The following is a 25,307-nucleotide window of genomic DNA, read 5'->3' as shown; positions in this document are numbered from 1 at the left end:
GCCTTCACCGTCAAGCCGGGCGCTTACAGGTCGTGTTATCAAATCAAAAAATAGTCGCGGCCTTCGACCTGGCCCCGGCGCAGCGGGTTCCGCGTGCAATAAGGCGCATAGCCAGCATCGACGAAGCGGTACATCAGGTGCTCATCGCGCCCGCTGGGGATGCCCAGGCGGGTGGTCTGGATGATCTGGCTCGGTGCCTGGCCCACGTCTTCAACGTAGAGCAATTCCTGATCGAAGCGCTTGGCGTCCCACATCGGCACCTTCAGACCCAAGGCCTTGCACAGCAGGGTCTGGCCGGCGCACAGCTTTTGCGAGGCGCGCGGGCTGCCGTCGGCATTCGGGTTGTTCAGCAGCATCTGCGCCAGGCTGGTCGGGCCGGATAATTCATCGACCCATGGATAGGCCGATTTGATCAACACGGCATTGCCTGGCCCATGGGCGCTGAAGTTAAGGGAGTCGCCGCCACGGGCGTAGTACATGTAGATATGGCCACCATCCAGAAACAAAGCCTTACGCTTTTCTGTGTAGCCCAATGACGCGTGACTGCCTTTTTCGGCCACGTAATACGCTTCGGTTTCAATAATTCGCGCCGAAAGCCAGATTTCTCCCACGCGATGGCGTATGACTTTTCCGAGCAAATCGCGCGCGAGCGTTTGTGCGTCACGGTCGAAGAAGCTGTCGGGCAGGGCGCTGGCGGGGAGTTGCGGCGATGAACTGGGCATGGCGGTCAGGGTAAATACGGCTAAATGTGACGGAATCATAACAACTCCCACCTTAATTACCGCTGAACCCCAGGTTTTTACAGTTCATTTCGACCATCCGCCCCTCACCGCTGTCAGTCGGGCGGCGTCACAGCTATAATCTGCCGCTTTCCTCCCTGCCAAGACTCCCTGACCATGACTGAGTCCGTTCTTGACTACATGACCCGCCTGGGTCGCGCTGCCCGTCAGGCCTCGCGGTTGATCGCCCGTGCGAGCACCGCGCAGAAGAACCGTGCCCTGCTGGCTGCCGCCGACGCTCTGGATGCTTCGCGCTCCGAGCTCACCGCCGCCAACGAACTGGACCTGGCCAACGGCCGCGCCAATGGCCTGGAGCCGGCCCTGCTGGACCGCCTGGCGCTGACCCCGGCACGTATCGACGACATGATCGAAGGCCTGCGTCAGGTGGCCAAGCTGCCTGACCCCATCGGTGAAATCCGTGATATGCGCTACCTGCCGTCCGGCATCCAGGTCGGCAAGATGCGCGTGCCCCTGGGCGTGATCGGCATCATTTACGAGTCGCGTCCAAACGTGACCATCGACGCCGCGAGCCTGTGCCTCAAGTCTGGCAATGCCACCATCCTGCGCGGCGGTTCCGAGGCGATCAATTCCAACCGCGCCATTGCGGCCTGCATCCAGCAGGGCCTGGCCGTGGCCGAATTGCCTGCCGAAGTGGTGCAAGTGGTGGAAACCACCGACCGCGCCGCCGTGGGCGCGCTGATCACTATGCCGGAATTCGTCGACGTGATCGTGCCGCGCGGTGGCAAGAGCCTGATCGAACGCGTCAGCCGCGATGCCAAGGTGCCGGTCATCAAGCACCTGGACGGCGTGTGCCACGTGTTTATCGACGTCGCCGCCGACATCGACAAGGCGATCCGCATCGCCGACAACGCCAAGACCCACCGCTACGCCCCGTGCAACACCATGGAAACCCTGCTGGTGCACGTCGGCATTGCCGATCGCGTGCTGCCGCCGCTGGCTGCCATCTACCGCGACAAGGGCGTCGAGCTGCGCGGTTGCGGGCGTACCCGTGCGCTGCTGGGCGCGGACGTGATCGAGGCGACCGAGCTGGACTGGTATACCGAATACACCGCGCCGATCCTGTCGATCAAGATTGTCGACGACCTCGACGAAGCCATCGAACACATCAACACCTACGGCTCCAAGCACACTGACGCTATCGTTTCCGAGCATTTCAGCGATGCGCGACGCTTCCTCAACGAAGTGGATTCCGCCTCGGTGATGATCAACGCTTCGACACGCTTTGCCGACGGCTTCGAATACGGCCTGGGGGCGGAGATCGGTATTTCCACCGACAAGCTCCACGCCCGTGGCCCGGTTGGCCTGGAAGGCCTGACCAGCGAGAAGTACGTGGTGTTCGGCGACGGTCATGTGCGCACTTGATGGGTAAACGCATCGGGCTGCTCGGCGGTACTTTCGACCCCGTGCACATCGGCCATTTGCGCAGTGCCCTGGAAGTCGCGGATGCCCTCGCGCTCGATGAGTTGCGCATGATGCCCAACGCACGGCCGCCCCATCGCGATACGCCGCAGGTGTCACCGCAGCAGCGCCTGGAAATGGTGCGCCTGGCGGTGGACGGCATAGCGCCGCTGGTGGTGGACGACCGCGAGCTCAAGCGCGATAAACCGTCCTACACTGTTGACACCCTGGAACTGATGCGCGCCGAGTTGGCCGCGGATGACCAGTTGTTTCTGCTTTTGGGCTGGGACGCATTTTGCGGCCTGCCCTCTTGGCACCGCTGGGAGGAACTCCTCCAGCATTGCCACATCCTGGTTTTGCAACGCCCGGATGCCGACAGCGAACCGCCGGATGCCTTGCGCAACCTGCTGGCCGCGCGGTCGGTAAGTGACCCCTTGGCCCTGACCGGGCCGAACGGGAATATTGCATTCGTCTGGCAGACCCCGCTTGCGGTGTCCGCCACCCAGATCCGTCAACTGCTGGCCAGCGGGAAGTCGGTACGTTTCCTGGTGCCTGACGCGGTCCTGGCCTACATCGATGCGCACGGGCTTTACCGTGCGTCGAACTGAAAAGGCGTGCTTGAACCTACGCACAGTCGTAGAACGAGCGCCCGAACATACGAGCAAAACGAGTTTTATATGACGAACAAAGACGTAAGCAAAGTTAAGCGCAAAGGCACGTTCAAAAGCGCCCCGCTGCCAGTAGAAGCCCACACCGGCCCTGAGCTGGCTGGCGAAGAGCTGGTAAAAGTTGCCGTGGCGGCCCTGGAAGACGTCAAGGCCCAGGACATCCAGGTGCTGGACGTGCGCGACAAGCAGAGCATCACCGACTACATGATCATCGCCACCGGTACCTCGAACCGTCAGATCGGCGCGATGCTGGACAAGGTCCGCGAAGCCGTCAAAGCCCAGGGCGTGAAGCCGCTGGGTGAAGAAGGCAAGGGCGACAGCGACTGGGTGCTGCTGGACATGGACGACGTGATCGTTCACATGATGACCTCCAACGCCCGTCAGTTCTACGACCTGGAGCGTCTGTGGAAAGGCGCCGAGCAGAGCCGTGCCGCCGATGGCAAGCACCACAGCCCGGAAGTGGGCCATGCGCACTTCGACAAGCTGAACAAAGACCAGGAATAAGGAACGGCTGTGCGCCTGCGTCTGATTGCTGTCGGTTCACGCATGCCCAAGTGGGTGGAAGAAGGCTGGCACGAGTATGCCAAGCGTCTGCCCGCTGAGCTGTCGCTGGAACTGGTAGAGATACCGCTCAATACCCGGGGCAAGAATGCCGATGTGGCGCGCTTTATCCGTCAGGAAGGCGAAGCCATGTTGGCCAAGGTCGGCCCCAACGAGCGCATCGTCACCCTTGAAGTGCACGGCAAACCCTGGAGCACCGAGCAGCTGGCGGTGGAACTGGATCGCTGGCGCCTGGACTCGCGTACGGTCAACTTCATGGTTGGCGGCCCCGAAGGGCTGGCACCGGAAGTCTGCGCGCGGGCGGACCAGCGTTGGTCGCTGTCGGCGCTGACGCTGCCGCACCCGCTGGTAAGGATCCTGATCGGTGAACAGCTGTATCGCGCCTGGACAGTTCTGTCCGGGCACCCTTATCACAAATAATCTGCGCCCCTCCCGATGACCCAACCGATCCGCATCAAGGACCACGAGAAAGACGCACGTCTTGTACGCGCGCGCGTGGTGTTTGGCGCGATCATGGTGGTGGCGTTGTTGGGCGTGCTGATTGCCCGCCTGTATTTCCTGCAGGTGATCCAGTACGACTATCACTCCACGCTGTCGGAAAACAACCGGGTGCATGTGCAGCCGATCCCTCCGACCCGTGGGCTGATTTTCGACCGTAATGGCGTGGTGGTTGCGGATAACCGGCCCAGCTTCAGCCTGAGCATGACCCGCGAGCGTTCCGGCGACTGGCAGCAGATCCTCGATGTGATCGTCGAGGTGCTGCAGCTGACGCCGGAAGACCGGGTGATCTTCGAGAAGCGCATGAAGCAGGGGCGCCGGCCTTTCGAGCCGGTGCCGATCCTGTTCGAGCTGACCGAAGAGCAGATCGCGCGGATCGCGGTGAACCAGTTCCGTTTGCCGGGTGTGGAGGTGGTGGCGCAGTTGGTGCGGCATTACCCGCAAGGGCCGCACTTTGCCCACTCAGTCGGCTACATGGGGCGGATCAACGAGAAAGAGCTGAAAACCCTCGATCCGGTCAATTACAGCGGCACCCACCATATCGGCAAGACCGGCATCGAGCGCTTCTACGAGCCCGAGCTGCACGGCCAGGTGGGCTACGAAGAAGTCGAGACCAACGCCCGAGGCCGCGTGCTGCGGGTGCTCAAACGCACCGACCCGGTGCCGGGCAAGGACATCGTACTGAGCCTGGACATCAAGCTGCAGGAAGCGGCGGAAATGGCCCTGGGCGGTCGTCGCGGCGCGGTGGTGGCGCTGGACCCGAAGACGGGCGAAGTGCTGGCGATGGTCAGCCAGCCAAGCTTCGACCCCAACCTGTTCGTGACCGGCATCAGCTTCAAGGCCTACGCCGAGTTGCGCGATTCCATCGACCGGCCGCTGTTCAACCGCGTACTGCGCGGCCTGTATCCACCGGGGTCAACGATCAAGCCGGCGGTGGCGATTGCGGGGTTGGACGCGGGTGTGGTGACGGCCTCCAGTCGAGTCTATGACCCCGGCTACTACATGCTGCCCAACTACGATCACAAATACCGTAACTGGAACCGCACCGGTGACGGCTATGTCGACTTGGACACCGCGATCATGCGCTCCAACGACACCTATTTTTACGACCTGGCGCACAAGCTGGGTATCGATCGTTTGTCCGCCTACATGGGCAAGTTCGGCCTCGGCCAGAAGGTCTCCCTGGACATGTTCGAAGAATCCCCCGGCCTGATGCCGTCGCGGGAATGGAAGCGTGCGACCCGCCGCCAGGCGTGGTTCCCGGGCGAAACCCTGATTCTGGGTATTGGCCAGGGCTATATGCAGGCCACGCCGCTGCAACTGGCCCAGGCGACCGCACTGGTGGCCAACAAAGGCATCTGGAACCGTCCGCACCTGGCCAAGACCATCGAGGGCGAGAAGCCTTTGGACGAAAACCCGATCCCGGACATCGTGCTGCGCGACCCGTCCGACTGGACCAAGGTCAACCATGGCATGCAGCAAGTGATGCACGGCGCCCGTGGTACTGCGCGCAAGGCCGCGATTGGCGCCCAATACCGCATCGCCGGCAAGAGCGGTACCGCCCAGGTCGTGGCGATCAAGCAGGGCGAGAAATACGACCGCACCAAGGTCCAGGAGCGCCACCGTGACCACGCCTTGTTTGTCGGCTTTGCCCCGGCGGACGACCCGAAAATCGTGGTGGCGGTGATGGTCGAGAACGGCGAGTCCGGCTCCGGCGTCGCGGCGCCCGTGGTGCGCCAAGTGATGGACGCCTGGCTGTTGGCCGACGACGGCAGGCTCAAGCCCGAATATGGCGGCCCCCCTTCAAGCACCGAGGTTACGGCCCGTGAAGAGTAATTTTGACCGCATCCTCTCCAGTGAGGATGTGATGCGTCGCCGTGCGACGTTGCTGCAGCGCATGCACATTGATGGCCCATTGCTGATCCTGCTGCTGACCCTGGCGGCCGGCAGCCTGTTCGTGCTGTATTCGGCCAGCGGCAAGAACTGGGACTTGCTGATCAAGCAGGCTTCGTCGTTCGGCCTTGGGTTGTTGTCGATGGTGGTGATCGCCCAGCTTGAGCCGCGCTTCATGGCGCGCTGGGTGCCGCTCGGTTACGTGGCCGGCGTGTTACTGCTGGTGGTGGTGGACGTTATGGGCCACAACGCCATGGGCGCGACCCGCTGGATTAACATTCCGGGGGTGATTCGCTTCCAGCCGTCGGAATTCATGAAGATTCTGATGCCGGCGACCATCGCCTGGTACCTGTCCAAGCGCACCTTGCCGCCGCAGCTCAAGCACGTAGGGATCAGCCTGATCCTGATTGGCGTGCCGTTTATCCTGATCGTGCGCCAGCCCGACCTCGGCACCTCGCTGCTGATCCTGGCGGGCGGTGCATTCGTGCTGTTCATGGGCGGTCTGCGCTGGCGCTGGATCCTCAGCGTGCTGGCCGCCGCCGTGCCCGTGGCCGTGGCCATGTGGTTCTTCTTTATGCACGACTACCAGAAGCAGCGGATCCTGACCTTCCTCGATCCCGAAAGCGACCCGCTGGGCACCGGCTGGAACATCATCCAATCAAAGGCCGCCATCGGCTCCGGTGGCGTATTTGGTAAGGGTTGGTTACTGGGCACCCAGTCGCACTTGGACTTTTTGCCCGAGAGCCACACCGACTTCATTATTGCGGTAATGGGCGAAGAGTTCGGCCTGGTGGGCATTTGCGCGCTGTTGCTGATCTATTTACTGTTGATCGGTCGCGGCCTGGTGATCACCGCACAGGCGCAGACGCTGTTCGGCAAATTGCTGGCTGGCGCCCTGACCATGACTTTTTTTGTTTACGTTTTCGTCAACATCGGTATGGTCAGTGGCCTGTTGCCGGTCGTTGGGGTGCCGTTGCCGTTCATTAGCTACGGCGGAACTTCGCTGGTGACATTGCTGTCAGCGTTTGGGGTTTTGATGTCGATTCATACGCATCGCAAATGGATCGCACAGGTTTGAATAAGGTGAAGATGTCAATGCAAGTAATGCGCGGCTGGGCGACTCGGCACGCGTCCTGGATGGGCCTGATTGGGCTGCTGGGCGCAACGCAAGAGGCGCAGGCCGGTGACTACGATGGTTCACCCCAGGTCGCCGAGTTTGTCGGTGAAATGACCCGCGACTATGGTTTCGCCGGTGAACAGCTGATGGGCGTGTTCCGCGAAGCCCAGAAGAAGCAGGCGATCCTAGACGCCATCTCACGCCCAGCCGAACGCGTGAAACAGTGGAAGGAATACCGCCCGATGTTCCTCACCGACGCCCGCGTGGCACGAGGTGTGGACTTCTGGCGCCAACACGAGGCGGTACTGGCCCGCGCCGAGCAGGAATACGGCGTGCCGGCCCAGGTGATTGTCTCGATCATTGGCATTGAAACCTTTTACGGGCGCAATACGGGCAGTTACCGGGTGATCGACGCCTTGTCGACCCTGGGCTTCGATTACCCGCCGCGCGCTGACTTCTTTCGCAAGGAGCTGCGCGAGTTCCTGCTGCTGGCCCGTGAAGAACAGGTCGACCCGCTGACCCTCAAGGGTTCCTACGCCGGTGCGATGGGCTTGCCGCAGTTCATGCCAAGCAGCTTTCGCGCCTATGCGGTGGATTTTGACGGCGACGGGCATATCAATATCTGGAGCAACCCTGACGACGCGATCGGCAGTGTAGCCAGCTACTTCAAGCGTCATGGCTGGGTCGCCGGCGAGCCGGTGGTGATCCGCGCCGATGTCGCCGGGGACCGCGCCGACGAAGGCCTGACCCAGGGCATCGAGCCGGCCAAGACGGTCGGGGAGTTGCGGGCGCTGGGCTGGTCGAGTCAGAATGCGCTGCCGGATGATATGCCGGTCACGGCATTCCGCCTCGAAGGCGAAAACGGCCCGGAATACTGGATGGGCCTGAAGAATTTCTACGCAATCACGCGTTATAACCGCAGTGTGATGTACGCCATGGCCGTGCATCAGCTGTCAGACATGCTGGTCCAAGCACGGGGCAACAAGTAATGCGGGCATCGCCGTTCAATCAACCGCTCAAGCTGGTGGCGTTCGCCGCGTTGTCCCTGCTGGTCGTCAGTTGTTCCACCAGCCGTGGTCCGGTGCAGAAGTCGGGGGGCACGGCCGTCCGTTCCCAGCCGGGCCTGGACATCAACCGCGCGCACAAAGACGGCGCGCCGTGGTGGGATGTCGACGTGTCGAAGATCCCGGATGCCACGCCAACCCTGCACACCGGCGCCTACAAGGCCAACCCGTACACCGTGCTGGGCAAGACCTATTTCCCGCTGCAGGAATCCAAGACCTACGTGCAATCGGGCACAGCGTCCTGGTACGGCACCAAGTTCCATGGCCAGAACACCGCCAACGGCGAAGTGTATGACCTGTACGGCATGAGCGCGGCGCACAAGACGTTGCCGCTGCCCAGCTACGTACGGGTGACCAACCTGGATAACAACCGCACGGTCATCCTGCGGGTCAACGACCGTGGGCCGTTCTATTCGGACCGCATCATCGACTTGTCCTACGCCGCCGCGAAGAAACTCGGTTACGCCGAAACCGGCACCGCGCGGGTCAAGGTCGAAGGCATCGACCCGGCGCAGTATTGGGCCCAGCGTGGCAAGCCGGCGCCGTTGATGCTCAATGAGCCGCAGACTCCGCAACCGCAAATCACCGCGTCGGCCGGCAAGGTCGAGCAGTGGACACCGCCGCCACAGCAGCACGCCCCGGACACCGTGGCCGTGCCGCAAGCCGCCCAGGGCGCTTCGCTGGCAGGCGGACAATATTTGCAGGTGGGCGCTTTCGCCAACCCGGATGCGGCAGAACTGTTAAGGTCCAAGCTGAGCAGCATGGTCAACGCGCCGGTATTTATCAGCTCCATCGTGCGTAACCAGCAGACGTTGCACCGTGTACGCATGGGCCCGATCGGCTCGCCGAGCGAGGTCGCGCAGGTGCAGAACAGCGTGCGCCTGGCCAACCTGGGGCAGCCCAGCGTGGTCACAGCAGAATAAGTAAGCATTGATGGTTCAAGCTCGTGCGCGGGCTCGGACCCTGGTTGTTGGCTCGTTGAACAATAAAAACCCAGGGGCAAGGGGTGAGCGGGCAACCGAACACGTGACAGTCTGGAAGCGGGCTGTCTGAATAAGTTTTGCCCGCGAGGGCAAGTTTCCATAAGCAATTTCGAGAGACGGATGAACATCACCACCTTAGCCAAACGCACGTGCCTGCTTATCTCGCTGATCATCACCCCGGCCGCCTGGGCGGTTGAAATGGTGCCGGCTTCACCGCAACTGGCCGCCAAGTCCTGGGTCCTCATGGATGCCGCCAGTGGCAACGTGCTGGTCGAGAGCAACGGTGACCAGCGCCTGCCGCCTGCCAGCCTGACCAAGCTGATGACCGCCTACATCGCGACCCTGGAAATCCGTCGCGGCCAGATCGGCGAGAACGACCCGGTTACTGTCAGCGAAAACGCCTGGCGCACCGGCGGTTCGCGGATGTTCATCAAGGTCGGCTCGCAAGTCACCGTGAGCGACCTGCTGCACGGCATCATCATCCAGTCCGGTAACGACGCCAGCGTCGCCCTGGCCGAGCACATCGCCGGCAGCGAAGACGCATTCGCCGACATGATGAACAAAACCGTGGCCGACCTGGGCATGACCAACAGCCACTTCATGAACCCGACCGGTCTGCCGAACCCAGAGCACTACTCGTCGGCTCACGACATGGCGATCCTGGCGCGCGCAATCATCCGTGTCGACCCGGTGCACTACGCGATCTACTCCCAGAAGGAGTTCTTCTGGAACAACATCAAGCAGCCTAACCGCAACCTGTTGCTGTGGCGCGACAAGACCGTCGATGGCCTGAAAACCGGCCACACCGACGAAGCCGGCTACTGCATGGTGTCGTCCGCCGTACGTGATGGCCAACGCCTGATCGCGGTGGTCTTCGGCACCAACAGCGAGCAGGCCCGTGCGGCCGAGACGCAAAAACTGCTGACCTACGGTTTCCGTTTCTTCGAAACCCAGACCTTCTATCAGAAGGGTACTGAACTGGCGACCGCGCCCGTGTGGAAAGGCGCTACCTCCCAAGTCAAAGCCGGCCTGGCTGAAGACCTGACCCTGACCATGCCTAAAGGCCAGCTGAAAAAGCTCGCCGCCAGCATGACCATGAACCCGCAATTGGTTGCCCCAATCGCCAAGGGTGACGTGATCGGCAAGGTCGAAGTGAAGTTGGACGACAAAGTGGTTCACAGTGCCGACCTGATCGCGCTGGACGCCGTCGACGAAGGTGGTATCTTCCGCCGCGTCTGGGATAGCATCCGTCTATTCTTCTACAGCTTGTTCAACTGATTGTGTGCACCTGCAAAGCCCCGTGTTGATCCGACACGGGGCTTTGCCCGTCGCCACGGCTTACGCTTACGAGGCCGTTACGCCATGACCGATAAAGAAGTAAACGCGCCAAAGATCGAATTCCCAGTGGTGGACTACCCCATCAAGGTGATCAGCGATACCGGTGTCGGCCGTAAAGACCTGATTCTCGAGATCGTGCGTAAACACGCGACGATCAACGATCAGCGCGTGGATGAGCGATCCAGCTCTACCGGCAAATACACGACGATCCAGTTGCACATTGTTGCGACTGATCAAGACCAGCTCTACAACATCAACAGCGAACTGCGGGCCACTGGCTTCGTGCACATGGTGCTGTGATGTCTCACGTCCTGGGCTTTCGCGAGCTCGGCCGGATGGACTACGAGCCCGTCTGGCACGCCATGCAGCGCTTCACCAATGAGCGCGGCACGTCGGCCCCCGATGAGATCTGGCTGGTGGAACATCCGCCCGTCTTCACCCAGGGGCAGGCCGGCAAGGCCGAGCATCTGTTGCTGCCGGGGGATATTCCGGTGGTGCAGGTCGACCGTGGGGGGCAAGTGACTTACCATGGGCCGGGTCAACTGGTGGCTTATCTGCTGCTGGACGTGCGCAAGCTTGGGTTTGGCGTACGTGACCTGGTCAGCCGTATGGAGGCTTGCCTGATCGAGCTGTTGGCCAGTTACGGCGTGAGCGCCGCGGCCAAGCCCGATGCACCCGGTGTGTACGTGGACGGCGCGAAAATCGCCTCACTGGGGTTGCGCATTCGCCACGGGTGTTCCTTTCATGGCCTGGCCCTGAATGTGGACATGGACCTGGCACCGTTCCGGCGCATCAACCCGTGTGGCTATGCCGGGTTGGCGATGACGCAACTGAGCGACCACGCCACACCGATTAAATTTGCCGAGGTAAGTGCCCGGCTGCGTGCGCAGCTCGTCAAACACCTCGACTATGCTGAGCAGACGACCCTTACGGGCGGAATCGACTGATTATGACTACTGATGCAGTGCAAACCATGATCCCGACGCTGGACGTTACCGAGCGTCCGGCCCCGGCCCCGCGTGCCAAGGTGGAAGCCGGCGTCAAGCTGCGCGGCGCCGAGAAGGTTGCACGCATCCCGGTGAAGATCATTCCGACCACCGAACTGCCGAAGAAACCTGACTGGATCCGCGTGCGCATCCCGGTTTCGCCGGAAGTCGACCGTATCAAGGCCTTGCTGCGCAAACACAAGCTGCACAGCGTGTGCGAAGAAGCGTCCTGCCCGAACCTGGGCGAGTGCTTCTCCGGCGGTACCGCCACCTTCATGATCATGGGTGACATCTGCACCCGTCGTTGCCCGTTCTGCGACGTCGGCCACGGCCGTCCGAAGCCATTGGACGTCAACGAGCCGGAAAGCCTGGCCATCGCCATCGCCGACCTGAAACTCAAGTACGTGGTGATTACCTCGGTTGACCGTGACGACCTGCGTGACGGCGGTGCCCAGCACTTTGCCGACTGTATCCGCGAAATCCGCAAGCTGTCGCCGAACGTGATGCTCGAAACCCTGGTGCCGGACTACCGTGGCCGCATGGACGTGGCGCTGGAAATCACCGCCGCCGAGCCGCCGGATGTGTTCAACCACAACCTGGAAACCGTGCCGCGCCTGTACAAGGCCGCGCGTCCGGGTTCGGACTACCAGTGGTCGCTGACCCTGCTGCAGAAATTCAAGCAGATGATGCCGCACATTCCGACCAAGTCCGGCTTGATGCTGGGCCTGGGCGAGACCGATGAAGAAGTGATCGAAGTCATGAAGCGCATGCGCGAACACGACATCGACATGCTGACCCTGGGACAGTACCTGCAACCGTCCCGCAGCCACTTGCCAGTGCAGCGTTTCGTGCACCCGGATACTTTCGCCTGGTTCGCCGAAGAAGGCTACAAGATGGGCTTCAAGAACGTGGCCTCGGGCCCGTTGGTGCGCTCCTCGTACCATGCGGACGAGCAGGCCAAGCTGGTCAAGGCTAGCCTGGTTTCGTAATACAGATTCGGGCAACACCGCTGATCCAATGTGGGAGTGGGCTTGTGTGGGAGCCGGGCTTGCCCGCGATGCAGACGCCTCGGTACAACAGATGCACCGAGGTGATGCCATCGCAGGCAAGCCAGCTCTCACACAAGCCCGCTCCCACATTTGGTTCTGCGTTGGGTAAGGAGAATTGTGGATGACTGTCGCCGTACCTGCCTTGCGACCCGAAGGCACCATCGCCCTGATCGCCCCCGCCGGCCCCGCCACCCTGGACGTCGAAAAAGCCGGCCAATGGATGCGCGCCCGCGGCTACGACCTGCGAATCTTCCCCGGTGTCTATGAGCGCGACGGCTACCTCGCCGGTAGCGATAAAACCCGCCTCGCCGACCTTCACAAAGCCTTTGCAGACCCTGAAATCGATGCGATCTTCTGCTTGCGCGGCGGGTACGGCACGCCACGCTTGCTCGACAGCCTGGACTTCGACCTGCTGCGGGCCAACCCCAAACCCTTCGTGGGTTACAGCGACATCACCGCGCTGCACTTGGCAATCAGCCGCTACGCCGGTTTTGTGACCTTTCACGGCCCGATGCTGAATGCCGACCTGCTCGGCGGCAAGCAACAACCCACCGAGTCCTCCCTGTTCAGCCTGCTGCGCGGCCAACTGGGCGCCGGCAGCGAGTTGGTTCACCCGGTGGCCTACCCGTTGACCACCATCGAGCCTGGCATCGCCTGCGGGCGCTTGCTGGGCGGCAACTTGTCGATGATCGCCGCAGTGATGGGCACGCCTTACGAAATCGACGCCGACGGCATCATTCTGCTTATCGAGGATGTCAACGAGCCGATCTATCGCATCGACCGCCTGCTCACGCACCTGCGTCTGGCGGGCAAGCTGGCGCAGGTTGCCGGCGTGCTGGTGGGGGATGTGGCGGGCGTGGATAACGTGGCGTTGGAGCGGCTGTTGAAGCAGACCTTTGCGCCGCTGGGCGTTCCGGTATTGGCCGGCTGGCGCAGTGGGCATTGTGATCCGAACCTGACCTTGCCGATGGGCGCGTTGGTGAGGCTGGATGCGGGGGAGCAGCGGGTGGTGTTGGAGCAGGATGTAGTGCTTAAGCCTTGAGTTTGAGGTTGCCTGTCAGGCCGTCTTCGCAGGCAAGCCAGCTCCCACACTTGGAACGTATTCCCCTGTGGGAGCTGGCTTGCCTGCGATAACGGTAGTTGCCGTGCGACGGTTTACCGGTTCTGCAGCGATTCCAGCAGTTTCACCGTCGGATACCCATCCGCCGGCCAGCCCAGCGCCTGCTGCGCCGCACGAATCGCCTTGCGCGTGTTGGCGCCGATAATCCCGTCCGGGTTGCCCGCGTCATAGCCGTTGGCACTCAGGGCCGTCTGCAGGTCGATGCGCTGCGAGCGGCTCAGCGGCAGCTCATCTTTTGGCCAATCGCCACGAATCACACCACCGCCACCGAAGCGTTCCGACAACAGGCCTACCGCCAGTGCATAGGACGACGAGTTGTTGTACTTGAGGATCGCGCGGAAGTTATCCAGCACCAGGAACGCCGGGCCACGATAACCCGCCGGCAGCAGCAGGGCGGCGGACAGTTGGTCGACGTTGGGCGGCATGCTTGCGCCCGGTGGCAGTTGGATGCCCAGTTTCAGCCATTCAGCGACCGTCTTGCGGATACCTCCGTCGGCCAGGGCGTAATCGAAGTTCGCCGGCAGTTGTTTCACCTCAAAGCCCCACGGCTGGCCTTTCTGCCAGCCGGAGCTTTGCAGATAGTGTGCGGTGGAGGCGAGGGCATCGGACGGGCTGTTCCAGATATCGCGGCGACCGTCGCCGTCGAAGTCCACGGCGTGGGTGTTGTAGGTGGTCGGGATAAATTGGGTCTGGCCCATGGCGCCGGCCCAGGAGCCTTTCATCTGGTCGGCCTGGATATCGCCGTGCTGGATGATCTGCAGCGCCGCCAGCAACTGCGCCTGCGCGAACGCCGGGCGACGGCCTTCGTAGGCCAGGGTCGCCAAGGAGCGGATCACCGAGTTGTTGCCCTGGAATTGGCCGAAGTTGCTTTCCATGCCCCATACCGATACCAGCGCCTGGCGGTCGACGCCATAACGTTGTTCGATGCTTTGCAGGATATCGGCGTACTTGACCAGCAATGCCTGGCCGTTACGCACGCGCACGGGCGAGAGGGCGCCATCGAGGTATTCCCAAACCGGCCGGGAAAACTCCGGCTGGCTGCGGTCGGCGCGGATCACCGCCATATCGGGGGTGACGTCGGCGAAGGCGGTGTCGAACACGGCGGGGGTGATACCGGCCTGCAGGGCCTGCACACGAAAGGCTGCCTGCCATTCGGCGAAGGTCTGGGTCGGTTGGATATCAAGATTATCCACAGCCAGCGGGGCCACGACAGCGGGCGCTACCACTGGTGCGGTCTGGAGCTTGGGCAGCGGTTGAGCGTCGGCGGCGGTGGGTTTCTCCGCGCAGGCGACAAGCAGAATGAGGCTGGAGGCAGCGATCAATTGGCGAAGGTGCCAGCGACGGGAAAGACTAGAGGGCATGCACAGGTCCAGGGATTACAAATCAGGTGCAGACCTTATCATGCCAGAGGGGCGCTTGCCTTCAGGCAGCCAGAAAGTAAGAAGCCTCCCAGCTATTAGACTGGAAGGGTTCGCGGCGGTAGCTGCCTTTGCCCTTGCCGGCGCGTTCCTGACGGCTGCGGAACAGTGGCTGGGCGATGATGGATTTGGCCTTGTTGGGGCCATGCTTGGATGGCTTTTTGCTCATGATCGGTACTCTCGACAGGTGGGATAAAGCGGTGCGAATCATCTGCCGAAGTTGGGCTGCTGTAAAGCCCTGCGATATGTAGGCGTTTTCGCAACCTGAAGTGGGCACGGTTAATGTGGGAGCTGGCTTGCCTGCGAAATCAGTATGTCAGTGCCGGACATGCAAGCTGACCCACCGCTATCGCAGGCAAGCCAGCTCCCACAGGGAAATGTAGTGCCTGGACGGGGTTATTCGGCGGGGAGGGTCAGGCGCTGTCCAGCCATCAACAGCGACAAACGGCTCAGGCTCATCCACGGCGATCCCGCCGCCTGGCCCTTGATCTGCGCATCAATGCGCTGAGCCTCCAGCAAAAGCTGCGCCCAGCGTTGCGCTGAGTGCCGTTGCAACGCTTTGCTCATCAGCGGTTTGCGTTTGTCCCAGACCGGTGGCCTGGCTTGGCTGAAGGCTTTGTCCAGCGGCGTGCCCTGGCTGTATTGCAGGGCAATATTGGCCAGCACTCGCAGTTCGCGAGCCAGGGCCCACAGAATCACCGGTGGCTCCACGCCTTCGCCGCGCAGGCCTTCCAGCATGCGCAGCGCGTGGGCGGGTTCGCCATTGAGGATCGCGTCCACCAGCCCGAATACATCAAAGCGTGCGCTATCCGCCACAGCGCCCTGGACGGTCTCGACGGTTATCTGCCCGTCTTCGGCCATCAGCTTGAGCTTTTCGATCTCCTGGGCGGCGGCCAGCAAGTTGCCTTCGACCCGAGCCGCGATCAGCTCCACTGCATCCTGGGTCGCCGACAGCCCGGATTGGGACAGGCGTTGGCGAATCCATTGCGGCAGCTGGCTGCTGTCCACCGGCCAGATCTGGATGAACTGGGTCTGCGCCCCTTCCACCAAGGCCTTGCCCCATTTGGTTTTCTGCGCGCTGCCGTCGAGCTTGGGCAGGCTGATCAACAGCACCGTGTCCTCGGCCGGTCGCGAGCAGTACTCCATCAGGGCGGCGGCGCCTTTGTCGCCAGGCTTGCCCGACGGCAGGCGCAGTTCCAGCAGGCGTTTTTCGGCGAACAGCGACATGCTTGCGCCGGCTTGCAGCAACGTGCCCCAATCGAAACTGGCGTCGGCGCTGAAGACCTGGCGTTCGTCGAAACCTTGCTGGCGTGCAGCGGTGCGAATGGCGTCGGCGGCTTCCTGGCACAGCAGCGGGTCATCACCGCTGACAATGTAGACAGGCGCAAGGCCACCTTGCAGGTGTTTGGCGAGTTGAGCGGGGGCGAGTTTCATAGGCAGGGTAAACGGGGCGCTTGGGGCGCCCCGTTTGGCTTACTCGACAGGGACTTCAACAGGCGACTGTTTCGGCGTGTTGTCTTCGTACTCTTTGGCAGCTTTCAGCGCGTCGGCATCAGCCTTGGCCTTGTCGTCAGCGCGTTGCTGCAAGGTCTCAAGTTGTTCCGGCGTGATCATCGACAGGCGCAGAACCATGCGCTGCACCAGCTCGCGACGCATTTCCTTGCGCACCTGGATGATTTCGGAATCCGAACCCACCAGGTTGTTGCCGTCGTGGCCGACGATTTTCTGGATCTGGACGTCGTCACTCATCAATGGCAGGTGGTCGCGGCCCTGGACTTCAAAGCTGAGCACGGTGCTCAGTTCGATGTCGGATGCACGGCCAGCACTGGCGTAGCTCAGGTTGCGCTGGGTTTGCGTTTCATTGGCCAGGAACAGCTTGTAGGTCGCGCCGGTGTAGACGTGAACGCCGTTGTTTTCCAGGACCTGACGCAGCTGGGTCACTGTCTCGCTGTAGGCGTCACGGGCACTGACGTCCAGTTCCTTGATCGCCAGTTCGTTGGTGCCGGTACCGCGCAGATGGAAGCCGCAAGCGCTCAGCAGCACGGCAAGGCCCATAACCAGCAAATTGCGTTTGATCATTTTGTTGCTCCCCTTGAAACCATGTGGGCCTTATCGAGGCCCTGAAGGCTTTGTTCGGCGCAGGGCTCAAGCCCTGCGCCCGATCCGATTAGCTAGCGACGATATTGACCAGTTTGCCAGGCACCACGATCACTTTGCGGATCGTCAGGCCTTCGGTAAAGCGCAGCACGTTCTCGTTGACGCGGGCAGCCGCCTCGACGTCTTCGCGGCTGGCGGTGGCCGGCATGTCGATCTGGCCACGCAGTTTACCGTTGACCTGGATCACCAGTTGCAGCGTGTCCTGTACCAGGGCGCTGTCATCCTGTACCGGCCAGCGCGCATCGATGACGGCGTCGCTGTGGCCCAGGCGGTTCCACAGGTCGTGGCTGATGTGCGGCGTGATCGGGGCCAGCAGCAGGGTGACCGTTTCCAGGCCTTCCTGTACCAGCGCACGGTCCTGCTCAGTGACCTGTGGCGCTTTTTCCAGCACGTTCATCAGCGTCATCACCTGGGCGATGGCGGTGTTGAATTTGTGGTTCTGGCCCACGTCCTGGCTGGCTTGCTTAATGGCCAGGTGGGTACTGCGGCGAATGAGCTTCTGCTCGTCGCTCAAGGCTGCCACGTCCAGTTTGCCCGGCAGGCCCTGGCTGATGTGGGCGTGCGCCAGGCGCCAGACGCGCTTGAGGAAACGGTGCGAGCCTTCAACGCCGGAGTCGGACCATTCGGCGCTCATGTCAGGCGGCGAGGCGAACATCATGAACAGGCGGCAGGTGTCGGCGCCGAACTGATCGATCATCGACTGCGGGTCAACGCCGTTGTTCTTCGACTTGGCCATCTTCTCGGTGCCGCCGATTTCCACCGGCAGGCCGTCGGCGATCAGCTTGGCGCTGATGACCTTGGCTTTGCTGTCGCGCTCAAGCTCGACGTCCGCCGGGTTGAACCAGGTGTAGGCGCCATTGGCTTCACGGCGATAGTAAGTCTCGGCGACCACCATGCCCTGGGTCAGCAGGTTCTTGAACGGCTCATCGGAGCTCACCAGGCCTTCGTCACGCATCAGCTTGTGGAAGAAGCGCGCGTACAACAGGTGAAGGATGGCGTGTTCGATACCGCCGATGTACTGGTCCACCGGCAGCCAGTGGTCAGCCGCGGATTTTTCTACCAGGCCGCCCTCATAGTGCGGCGAGGCATAGCGGGCGTAGTACCACGAGGACTCGACGAAGGTGTCCATGGTGTCGGTTTCACGCTTGGCAGGCTGGCCGCATTTCGGGCAGTTGCACTCGTAGAACTCGGGCATGCGCGCCAATGGCGAACCGGCGCCGTCCGGCACCACGTCTTCCGGCAGGACGACTGGCAGTTGGTCTTCCGGTACTGGCACGTCGCCACAGCTTTCGCAGTGGATGATCGGGATCGGGCAGCCCCAGTAGCGCTGGCGGCTGATACCCCAGTCGCGCAGGCGGAACTGGGTGCGCGAGGCACCGAGGTTTTTCTTGATCAAGGCGACTTCGATGGCGTCGAAGGCGCCTTGGAAGTCCAGGCCATCAAACTCGCCGGAATTGATCAGCTCACCGTGCTCGCCGTAGGCGTCTTGCCACGGGGCCGGGTTGGTGTCGCCCGAACTGGTACGCACCACGGATTTGATCGGCAGGCTGTACTTGGTGGCGAATTCGAAATCGCGCTCGTCGTGAGCCGGCACAGCCATGACGGCGCCATCGCCGTAGTGCATCAACACGTAGTTGGCGACCCATACCGGCAGCTTTTCACCGGTGAGCGGGTGCTCGACGAACAGGCCGGTCGGCAGGCCTTTTTTCTCCTGGGTGGCGACGTCGGCCTCGGCCACGCTGCCGCCTTTGCATTCGGCGATGAAAGCCTGCAGCTCAGGGTTGTTCTGTGCAGCCTGGGTGGCCAGCGGGTGTTCGGCGGCCACAGCGACGTAGGTCGCGCCCATCAGGGTATCTGGGCGGGTGGTGAAGACTTTGAGTGCGCCCGCTTCGCCGATCGAGTCAACGTTGTACGGGAACTGCACTTCCATGCCCTTGGACTTGCCGATCCAGTTGCGCTGCATGGTCTTGACCTGTTCAGGCCAGCCCGGCAGGTCGTCGAGGCTCGACAAGAGCTCATCCGCGTAGGCGGTGATCTTGAAGTAATACATCGGGATTTCGCGCTTTTCGATCAGCGCGCCGGAACGCCAGCCGCGACCGTCGATCACTTGTTCGTTGGCCAGTACGGTCTGGTCGATCGGGTCCCAGTTCACGGTGCCGCTTTTCTTGTAGATCACACCTTTTTCGAACAGGCGCGTGAACAGCCATTGTTCCCAGCGGTAGTAGTCCGGCTTGCAGGTGGTCACTTCGCGGGACCAGTCCACCGCCAGGCCCAGGCTGCGCAGCTGGCTCTTCATGTAGGCGATGTTTTCGTAGGTCCACTTGGCGGGGGCCACGTTGTTTTTCATCGCGGCGTTTTCCGCCGGCATGCCGAAGGCGTCCCAACCCATGGGTTGCAGGACGTTCTTGCCTTGCATGCGCTGGTAACGGGAAATCACGTCGCCGATGGTGTAGTTACGCACGTGCCCCATGTGTAGCTTGCCGCTGGGGTAAGGGAACATCGATAGGCAGTAGTAAGTCTCCTTGCCTGGCTGTTCACTGACTTCAAAGGACTTTTGCTCGTCCCAGAAGGTTTGGGCGGCATTTTCTATTTCACGGGGCTGATATTGTTCGTGCATGGCTACTTTTGAACTGAATAGGGGTGGCCTAATCCTCTTCGGTGCAACATTCAGGTTGATCGACACCAAAAAGCGGCGCGTCCGTGCCCAAACCCTGCGGGAAGTGGAGTTACAGGAAGCGCCGTAGCATACATGACCCCACTCTATCGAGGGAAACCCTGATTGCGCCGGCAGGGCCGTCTGTCGCGGCGCCAGGCAGGTGCAGCCATGGGGGCTACGCTGTTTATTGGGGAGTGAGTCATATCTTCAATGAGGTGAGGGGATGGTTGAATCGCAGCGAATCGTAACGAAACCGGATATCTACGAAGGACTGATCGACCGATTGGGTCGTGCATTGGATGCAGCGAGGACAGCGGGCCGATTGCGTGATGAACGGCCTGTTGAGTTGGAACTGCGTGGGCTTAGCCGCGCGGAGCTGGAACTGATCAACGCTTATCTGGAACGCAATGGGCGCAGTGCGCCTCCCTGGGTGGCAACCCCGCCAGTCAAGGAGCCTACGCATTCAGCCAAGGTGGTGTGGCTCAAGGACTTGTCGGCCGGTCGTGGCCCGGAAAAGCTCCGGTCCGCCCGCTACAAGTAATTCACTCCCCCCTGAACTGCATCATCGCTCTATGTCACTGCAAGACAGGTCACCGTAAAGATTGTCGCTAAACCCCGTTACACCTTAGGCTTCGGGCATCTATGGAGATGCCCGATGCCTATTCGTTACTTCATCAAACAGCTGCTCCTGCCGCCCGGCATTCTCTTGCTGCTGCTGGCCCTTGCCTGGTGGTTTCGTCGCAGCCGCCCGCGCTTGGCCGCGTGCTGCTTTGCCCTGGGCCTGGGCGGCATGTGGCTGATCAGCCTGCCGGTGATGGTGGAGTGGGGGGCTCGTGCCCTGGAAACCGAGCCGCCGCTGGCCCGCGAGGACTGGAGCACCCTGGCCCAGCGTGCCGATGCCATCGTGGTGTTGGGTTCGGGGCGTGAGCGCGGTGACCCGGCGTGGGGCACCGACCAACCCACCGGTACCGGCCTGGAGCGCCAGCGTTACGCCGCACGACTGGCCAAGGCCTCCGGGCTGCCGGTGCTGACCACTGGCGGCCTGCATTACGGCACGCCGCCCAGCGAGGCCGAGTTGATGGCCGTGTCGATGCAGGATGACTTCGGCGTGGCGGTGCGCTGGAAAGAAGAACGCAGCCGTACCACTTGGGAAAATGCTCAGATGAGCGCCGAGATTCTGCTGCCGGAGGGGATCAAGCGCGTGGTGGTGGTGACCCAGGCCTGGCACATGCCGCGTTCGGTGTGGAGCTTCGAGAAGGCCGGCTTTACCGTGGTGCCGGCGCCCGTGGGGTTTCTGGGGGTGGACAACGCCAGGCCGCTGGGCGGGTGGATGCCGGAGTTTGTAGCGGTGTGGCGCAGCGGGCAGTTGATCAATGAAGCGGCGGGGCAGATAGGTTACCGATGGTTCTACCGATAACACTGCACATGCAAATGTGGGAGCTGGCTTGCCTGCGATGGCAGACTGCCGGCCGGCCCATTTGCTGGCTGACCCACCGCTATCGCAGGCCAGCCAGCTCCCACATTGTCATGTGCCTGTCGGTCAAACGGTCTTGGACATCCGGCCCGCCAGCAGCGCCCAGCCAAACAGCCCCAGGCACACAATGATCAACGGCCACGAACGCCAGTGCAGGTACGGCGTAAGGTTGTGCATCGGCACCACTTCCCCGTAAAGGATGCCGCGCTCGAATTGCGGGATCTGCGCGGTGATCTGCCCAAACGGGTTGATCAGGCCGGTCACGCCATTGTTGGTGGCGCGGATCATCCAGCGGCCGGCTTCCAGCGCACGCATCTGCGCCATTTGCAGGTGCTGCAGCGGGCCGATGGAGCGGCCGAACCAGGTGTCGTTGCTGATGGTCAGCAACAGATCGCTCTGGGCTGACAGGCCGGCAGCGAATTCCGGGTACACCACTTCGTAGCAAATGAACGGCGCAATCTGATAGCCCTTGGCCTGCAGCATCGCCTGGTCGGACGGGCCGCGCGCGAAGTCCGACATCGGCAGGTCGAAGAAAGCGATCAAGCCGCGCAGCATGTCCTGCAGCGGCACGTATTCGCCGAACGGCACCAGTTTCTGCTTGAGGTAGGTGCCGTCGCCTTCGCCGACCACGGTGATGCCGTTGAAGTAGCGCTTCTGGTGATGCACTTCCTGGCGGATCGGCACGCCGGTGATCAGCGCGGTGTGCCGGTCGGCGGCGAATTTGCCCATCATGCCCAAGTAGCCCTCGACAGACTCCTTGAGCACCGGCACTGCTGTTTCTGGCCACACCAATAGGTCGACGGGCTTGGAGCTGAAGCTCATATCGCGGTACAGCGCGAGCTGTGCATTGAGCTGCTCCGGGTCCCATTTCATGCTTTGTTCGACATTGCCCTGGATGGCCGCTACGGTCAGTGGCGCACCCGAAGGCGCCGTCCAGGCGTGGTGCTTGAGCGCCAGGCCGATGGCCCAGGGCGCAACCAGCAACACCAGGCCCGCACCGATAAATGCGTTGCGCTTGCCAGCCAGCAGGCGCGGCAGGTTGCACAGCAAGGCTGCCGTGAGTGCCAAGGCAAAGGAAATCAGCCACATGCCGCCCACTGGGGCCAAGCCCGTCAGCGGACCGTCGAGTTGGCTGTAGCCGGAGTACAACCACGGGAACCCGGTCAGGAACCAGCCGCGAAACGCTTCCTGGCCCACCCACAGCGCGGCGAACGTCAGCGCATCGGCCAATGGCGCTTCATTGCGACGCAACCAGCGGGCCCACAGCCAGGCGGGCAGGGCGAAGAACCAGGCAATCGCGGCGGTGAACAGCAGCATCAAGAACCCGGCCAGCAGCACCGAAGCGCCGCCGAAATGGTGGATGCTGTAGTAGATCCAGCTGGTGCCGGCGCCGAACAGGCCGAAACCAAAACACCAACCACGCCCCAGGGCCTGGCGCGGGCTCAGGTCCCGCAGCCCCACGTAGAACACGCCGACCGCGACCAGTGCAAACGGCCACAGGTCGAACGGCGCCAGCGCCAGGGTGGTGATGGCGCCGGCCACCACGGCCAGCAGATTACCGGGCCAGCCGGGGCGGGTTAGGCGCTGCATGTCATTCCTTAGCGGGCAATGGGTGTCAGGCGGATCAGATGGATCCTGCGGCTATCGGCATTCAGGATGCGGAAGCGATAAGCGCCGATCTCGGTGGTTTCGTTACGCTTGGGCAGGTGCCCGAACGCACTCATCACCAGGCCGCCGACGGTGTCGAACTCGTCGTCGGAGAATTCGCTGTCGAAGAACTCGTTGAAGTTCTCGATCGGCGTCAGCGCCTTGATCAGGAAGTCACCGCTGGGCAGCGGCTTGATGTAGCTGTCTTCTTCGACGTCATGTTCGTCTTCGATGTCGCCGACGATCTGTTCCAGCACGTCTTCAATGGTCACCAGGCCGGCCACGCCGCCGTATTCGTCGATCACAATGGCCATGTGATTGTGGTTGGCGCGGAACTCACGCAGCAACACGTTCAGGCGCTTGGATTCAGGCACGAAGGTGGCCGGACGCAGCAGGTCCTTGATGTTGAAGCTGTCGCCGTTCTCCTTGAGGATCAGCGGCAGCAGGTCCTTGGCCAGCAGGACACCCATGACGTCGTCATGGCTTTCACCGATCACCGGGTAGCGCGAGTGCGCCGAGTCGATCACGGCCGGGAGAAACTCCCGTGGGGTCTGGGTCGCCTTGATGCTGATCATCTGCGAGCGCGGGACCATGATGTCGCGTACTTGCAGGTCAGCCACCTGGATGGCGCCTTCGACGATGGCCAGCGCTTCGCTGTCCAGCAACTTGTTCTGATGGGCCTCGCGCAGCAGCTCAAGCAGCTCCTGGCGGTTTTTCGGCTCGTGGGCAAAAGCCTGGGTCAGTTTACCCAGCCATGACTTCTGCCCGTTGCTCGATCGGTCTTCGCTCATAGCGATTACTCTGAATCCTTTATTGTTACAGTTGAGTGTTTTTAAACGTCGTCGTCTGCATAAGGGTCCGGATGACCCAATTCTGCAAGCAACGTTTGTTCCAGTGTTTCCATTTCCTCGGCTTCGTCATCGTCTATATGGTCGTAACCCAAGAGATGCAAGCAGCCGTGGATGACTAGATGGGCCCAATGGGCTTCTAGTTCCTTGCCTTGTTCCTTCGCCTCGCGCTCCACCACCTCGACACAGATGACCAGGTCGCCCAGCAAGGGGATATCCAGCAGTTCATCCGGCACGTCGGCGGGGAAGGACAGCACGTTGGTCGCGTAATCCTTCTGGCGCCAGGTGTGGTTCAGCTCGCGGCCCTCGGGCTCGTCGACTAGTCGAATGGTCAGTTCCGAGTCGGCGGTGCGCTGGCGCAGGGCCAGGGCGCACCATTGACGGAACTGGGCTTCGCTGGGTGCGGGCGCTTCGGTGGCCAGTTGCAGGTCTAGCTCAAGCATCGCGGCGAACGTCCTTGGCCGGCGCGTCGTCGCGATGGTCGAAGCGCTCGTAGGCTTCGACAATGCGCTGCACCAGCGGGTGGCGGACCACGTCCTTGGGCATGAAGTGCGTGAAGCTGATGCCCGGCACGTCCTTGAGCACCTCGATCACCTGGGCCAGGCCTGACTTGGTGCCCTTGGGCAGGTCGACCTGGGTGACGTCGCCGGTGATCACGGCGGTGGAGCCGAAACCGATCCGGGTGAGGAACATCTTCATTTGCTCGACGGTAGTGTTCTGGCTTTCGTCGAGGATGATGAAGCTGTTGTTCAGGGTGCGGCCGCGCATGTAGGCCAGCGGGGCGATCTCGATCACCTGGCGCTCGATCAGCTTGGCTACGTATTCAAAGCCGAGCATCTCGTAGAGTGCGTCGTAGAGCGGGCGCAGGTACGGGTCGATCTTCTGGGCCAGGTCGCCGGGCAGGAAGCCGAGCTTTTCGCCAGCCTCGACCGCCGGGCGCACCAGCAGGATGCGGCGTACTTGCTCGCGCTCCAGGGCGTCGACCGCACAGGCCACGGCCAGGTAGGTCTTGCCGGTACCGGCTGGGCCGATGCCAAAGTTGATGTCGTTGCCGAGGATTTCCTTGACGTACTTCTGCTGATTCAAGCCGCGTGGGCGAATCATGCCTTTTTTGGTCCGCAGGGCCACGCTGGCTTCGGCCACAGGGTTGTTGGCCAGGTCTTCCACCGCCGATTCCTGCAGGTACAGGTGCACCGTTTCCGGCGACAGCTCACTGCCCTTGGTTTCGCGGTAGAGACGGCGCAGCAGGTTTTCTGCGGACGTGGTGTGTTGAGGTTCACCAATGAGCTCGAACTGATTGCCGCGGTTGCGGATCTCGATGCTCAGGCGTTGTTCGATCAAGCGCAGGTGCTCGTCGAACTGTCCGCACAGGTTGGCGAAACGGCGAGCCTCAAAGGGCTCGAGGAGAAAACGATGGGGTTCTACTGTGGGTGCGTTCAAGGTCGCTTTTAGCCGCCCTTTGGCTGTTGAGGTGAAAGAGAGAATAACGCCAGTGGCGCGGGTACGAAAGCACTTACGTTATCGGAATGCTGCGCGGTCCAAATGTGGGAGCGGGCTTGCTCGCGAAGGCGTTGGGTCAGTCAATGCATGTATCGACTGAACCGCCGCCTTCGCGAGCAAGCCCGCTCCCAC

25 protein-coding genes are annotated in these 25,307 nt (G+C 62.0%); 15 read left to right on the top strand and 10 right to left on the bottom strand.

Annotated elements, in window-relative coordinates; genetic code table 11:
- Window positions 1-38: 38 nt before the first annotated feature.
- Window positions 39-722, bottom strand: coding sequence for a DNA-3-methyladenine glycosylase (locus KUA23_RS26530; protein ID WP_252994316.1), 684 nt, complete (start codon window positions 720-722; stop codon window positions 39-41).
- 174 nt (window positions 723-896) lie between these two features.
- Between KUA23_RS26530 and KUA23_RS26525 the strand changes: the two genes are divergently transcribed.
- From KUA23_RS26525 to KUA23_RS26465, 13 genes are all read left to right on the top strand, one after another.
- Window positions 897-2,162, top strand: coding sequence for a glutamate-5-semialdehyde dehydrogenase (locus KUA23_RS26525; RefSeq protein WP_100492088.1), 1,266 nt, complete (start codon window positions 897-899; stop codon window positions 2,160-2,162).
- Entirely contained in the window at window positions 2,162-2,806 is a 645-nt protein-coding gene (nadD, locus tag KUA23_RS26520; protein ID WP_078050336.1) for a nicotinate-nucleotide adenylyltransferase, read from the top strand. The genes KUA23_RS26525 and nadD overlap by 1 nt, the downstream gene beginning before the upstream one ends.
- Window positions 2,807-2,875: 69 nt before the next feature.
- The gene (gene rsfS, locus KUA23_RS26515) at window positions 2,876-3,370 is read left to right on the top strand and encodes a ribosome silencing factor (protein ID WP_010206793.1); all 495 of its coding nucleotides are present in this window, start codon (window positions 2,876-2,878) and stop codon (window positions 3,368-3,370) included.
- Between the two features lie 9 nt (window positions 3,371-3,379).
- Window positions 3,380-3,847: a 23S rRNA (pseudouridine(1915)-N(3))-methyltransferase RlmH gene (rlmH, locus tag KUA23_RS26510; RefSeq protein ID WP_003176297.1), complete on the top strand. Its 468-nt coding sequence runs from the start codon at window positions 3,380-3,382 to the stop codon at window positions 3,845-3,847.
- Between the two features lie 15 nt (window positions 3,848-3,862).
- Window positions 3,863-5,761, top strand: coding sequence for a penicillin-binding protein 2 (gene mrdA / locus KUA23_RS26505; protein ID WP_078050335.1), 1,899 nt, complete (start codon window positions 3,863-3,865; stop codon window positions 5,759-5,761).
- Between the two features lie 31 nt (window positions 5,762-5,792).
- Window positions 5,793-6,896 (top strand): rod shape-determining protein RodA, encoded by a 1,104-nt coding sequence (rodA, locus tag KUA23_RS26500; protein WP_042570827.1) that lies wholly within the window; start codon window positions 5,793-5,795, stop codon window positions 6,894-6,896.
- Window positions 6,897-6,913: 17 nt separating this feature from the next.
- The gene (gene mltB / locus KUA23_RS26495) at window positions 6,914-7,924 is read left to right on the top strand and encodes a lytic murein transglycosylase B (RefSeq protein ID WP_078050334.1); all 1,011 of its coding nucleotides are present in this window, start codon (window positions 6,914-6,916) and stop codon (window positions 7,922-7,924) included.
- Window positions 7,924-8,922 (top strand): septal ring lytic transglycosylase RlpA family protein, encoded by a 999-nt coding sequence (locus KUA23_RS26490; protein ID WP_078050333.1) that lies wholly within the window; start codon window positions 7,924-7,926, stop codon window positions 8,920-8,922. Before mltB ends, KUA23_RS26490 begins: the two co-directional genes overlap by 1 nt.
- 180 nt (window positions 8,923-9,102) lie before the next feature.
- Complete coding sequence (locus KUA23_RS26485; protein WP_078050332.1) at window positions 9,103-10,260, top strand: D-alanyl-D-alanine carboxypeptidase family protein; 1,158 nt, start codon at window positions 9,103-9,105, stop codon at window positions 10,258-10,260.
- A gap of 84 nt (window positions 10,261-10,344) precedes the next feature.
- Complete coding sequence (locus KUA23_RS26480; protein ID WP_078050331.1) at window positions 10,345-10,620, top strand: DUF493 domain-containing protein; 276 nt, start codon at window positions 10,345-10,347, stop codon at window positions 10,618-10,620.
- On the top strand, window positions 10,620-11,267 hold the full coding sequence (gene lipB / locus KUA23_RS26475) for a lipoyl(octanoyl) transferase LipB (RefSeq protein ID WP_010206783.1): 648 nt from the start codon (window positions 10,620-10,622) through the stop codon (window positions 11,265-11,267). The genes KUA23_RS26480 and lipB overlap by 1 nt, the downstream gene beginning before the upstream one ends.
- Before the next feature lie 26 nt (window positions 11,268-11,293).
- Window positions 11,294-12,295 carry a lipoyl synthase gene (gene lipA, locus KUA23_RS26470; RefSeq protein WP_162163623.1) on the top strand — a complete coding sequence of 334 codons (1,002 nt, stop codon included), beginning with the start codon at window positions 11,294-11,296 and terminating at the stop codon, window positions 12,293-12,295.
- Window positions 12,296-12,476: 181 nt separating this feature from the next.
- Window positions 12,477-13,397, top strand: a complete 921-nt coding sequence (locus KUA23_RS26465; protein ID WP_100492089.1) for a S66 peptidase family protein — start codon at window positions 12,477-12,479, stop codon at window positions 13,395-13,397.
- Window positions 13,398-13,510: 113 nt separating this feature from the next.
- Here the strand turns inward: KUA23_RS26465 and KUA23_RS26460 are convergent, their stop codons facing one another.
- From KUA23_RS26460 to leuS, 5 genes are all read right to left on the bottom strand, one after another.
- Complete coding sequence (locus KUA23_RS26460) at window positions 13,511-14,836, bottom strand: lytic murein transglycosylase (RefSeq protein ID WP_078050329.1); 1,326 nt, start codon at window positions 14,834-14,836, stop codon at window positions 13,511-13,513.
- Between the two features lie 61 nt (window positions 14,837-14,897).
- Entirely contained in the window at window positions 14,898-15,062 is a 165-nt protein-coding gene (gene arfA, locus KUA23_RS26455; protein WP_252993105.1) for an alternative ribosome rescue factor ArfA, read from the bottom strand.
- 227 nt (window positions 15,063-15,289) lie between these two features.
- Entirely contained in the window at window positions 15,290-16,327 is a 1,038-nt protein-coding gene (gene holA, locus KUA23_RS26450) for a DNA polymerase III subunit delta (protein ID WP_078050328.1), read from the bottom strand.
- Between the two features lie 39 nt (window positions 16,328-16,366).
- Window positions 16,367-16,972, bottom strand: coding sequence for an LPS-assembly lipoprotein LptE (locus KUA23_RS26445; protein WP_078050327.1), 606 nt, complete (start codon window positions 16,970-16,972; stop codon window positions 16,367-16,369).
- Window positions 16,973-17,060: 88 nt separating this feature from the next.
- Window positions 17,061-19,667 carry a leucine--tRNA ligase gene (gene leuS, locus KUA23_RS26440; protein WP_078050326.1) on the bottom strand — a complete coding sequence of 869 codons (2,607 nt, stop codon included), beginning with the start codon at window positions 19,665-19,667 and terminating at the stop codon, window positions 17,061-17,063.
- Window positions 19,668-19,929: 262 nt separating this feature from the next.
- On the opposite strand from leuS, the gene KUA23_RS26435 reads away from it, so the two are divergent.
- Window positions 19,930-20,247, top strand: a complete 318-nt coding sequence (locus tag KUA23_RS26435; protein WP_078050325.1) for a hypothetical protein — start codon at window positions 19,930-19,932, stop codon at window positions 20,245-20,247.
- Window positions 20,248-20,361: 114 nt separating this feature from the next.
- Window positions 20,362-21,123, top strand: coding sequence for a YdcF family protein (locus tag KUA23_RS26430; RefSeq protein WP_252993104.1), 762 nt, complete (start codon window positions 20,362-20,364; stop codon window positions 21,121-21,123).
- 123 nt (window positions 21,124-21,246) lie between these two features.
- Here KUA23_RS26430 and lnt read toward each other — a convergent pair whose 3' ends face one another.
- Genes lnt through KUA23_RS26410 form a run of 4 tightly spaced genes read right to left on the bottom strand, consistent with a single transcriptional unit; the run spans window position 21,247 to window position 25,115 of the window.
- Window positions 21,247-22,770: an apolipoprotein N-acyltransferase gene (gene lnt, locus KUA23_RS26425; RefSeq protein WP_099491071.1), complete on the bottom strand. Its 1,524-nt coding sequence runs from the start codon at window positions 22,768-22,770 to the stop codon at window positions 21,247-21,249.
- Window positions 22,771-22,778: 8 nt separating this feature from the next.
- Complete coding sequence (locus KUA23_RS26420) at window positions 22,779-23,618, bottom strand: CorC family transporter (protein WP_010206772.1); 840 nt, start codon at window positions 23,616-23,618, stop codon at window positions 22,779-22,781.
- Between the two features lie 41 nt (window positions 23,619-23,659).
- Window positions 23,660-24,118, bottom strand: coding sequence for an rRNA maturation RNase YbeY (gene ybeY, locus KUA23_RS26415; RefSeq protein WP_078050322.1), 459 nt, complete (start codon window positions 24,116-24,118; stop codon window positions 23,660-23,662).
- Window positions 24,111-25,115, bottom strand: a complete 1,005-nt coding sequence (locus KUA23_RS26410; protein WP_078050321.1) for a PhoH family protein — start codon at window positions 25,113-25,115, stop codon at window positions 24,111-24,113. The genes ybeY and KUA23_RS26410 overlap by 8 nt, the downstream gene beginning before the upstream one ends.
- Window positions 25,116-25,307 lie beyond the last annotated feature (192 nt).

The organism is Pseudomonas pergaminensis (assembly GCF_024112395.2).
Taxonomy (GTDB): Bacteria; Pseudomonadota; Gammaproteobacteria; order Pseudomonadales; family Pseudomonadaceae; genus Aquipseudomonas; species Aquipseudomonas pergaminensis.
Note: the sequence above shows the minus strand (reverse complement) of the source record. Positions and strands in the feature narration are given on the sequence as shown.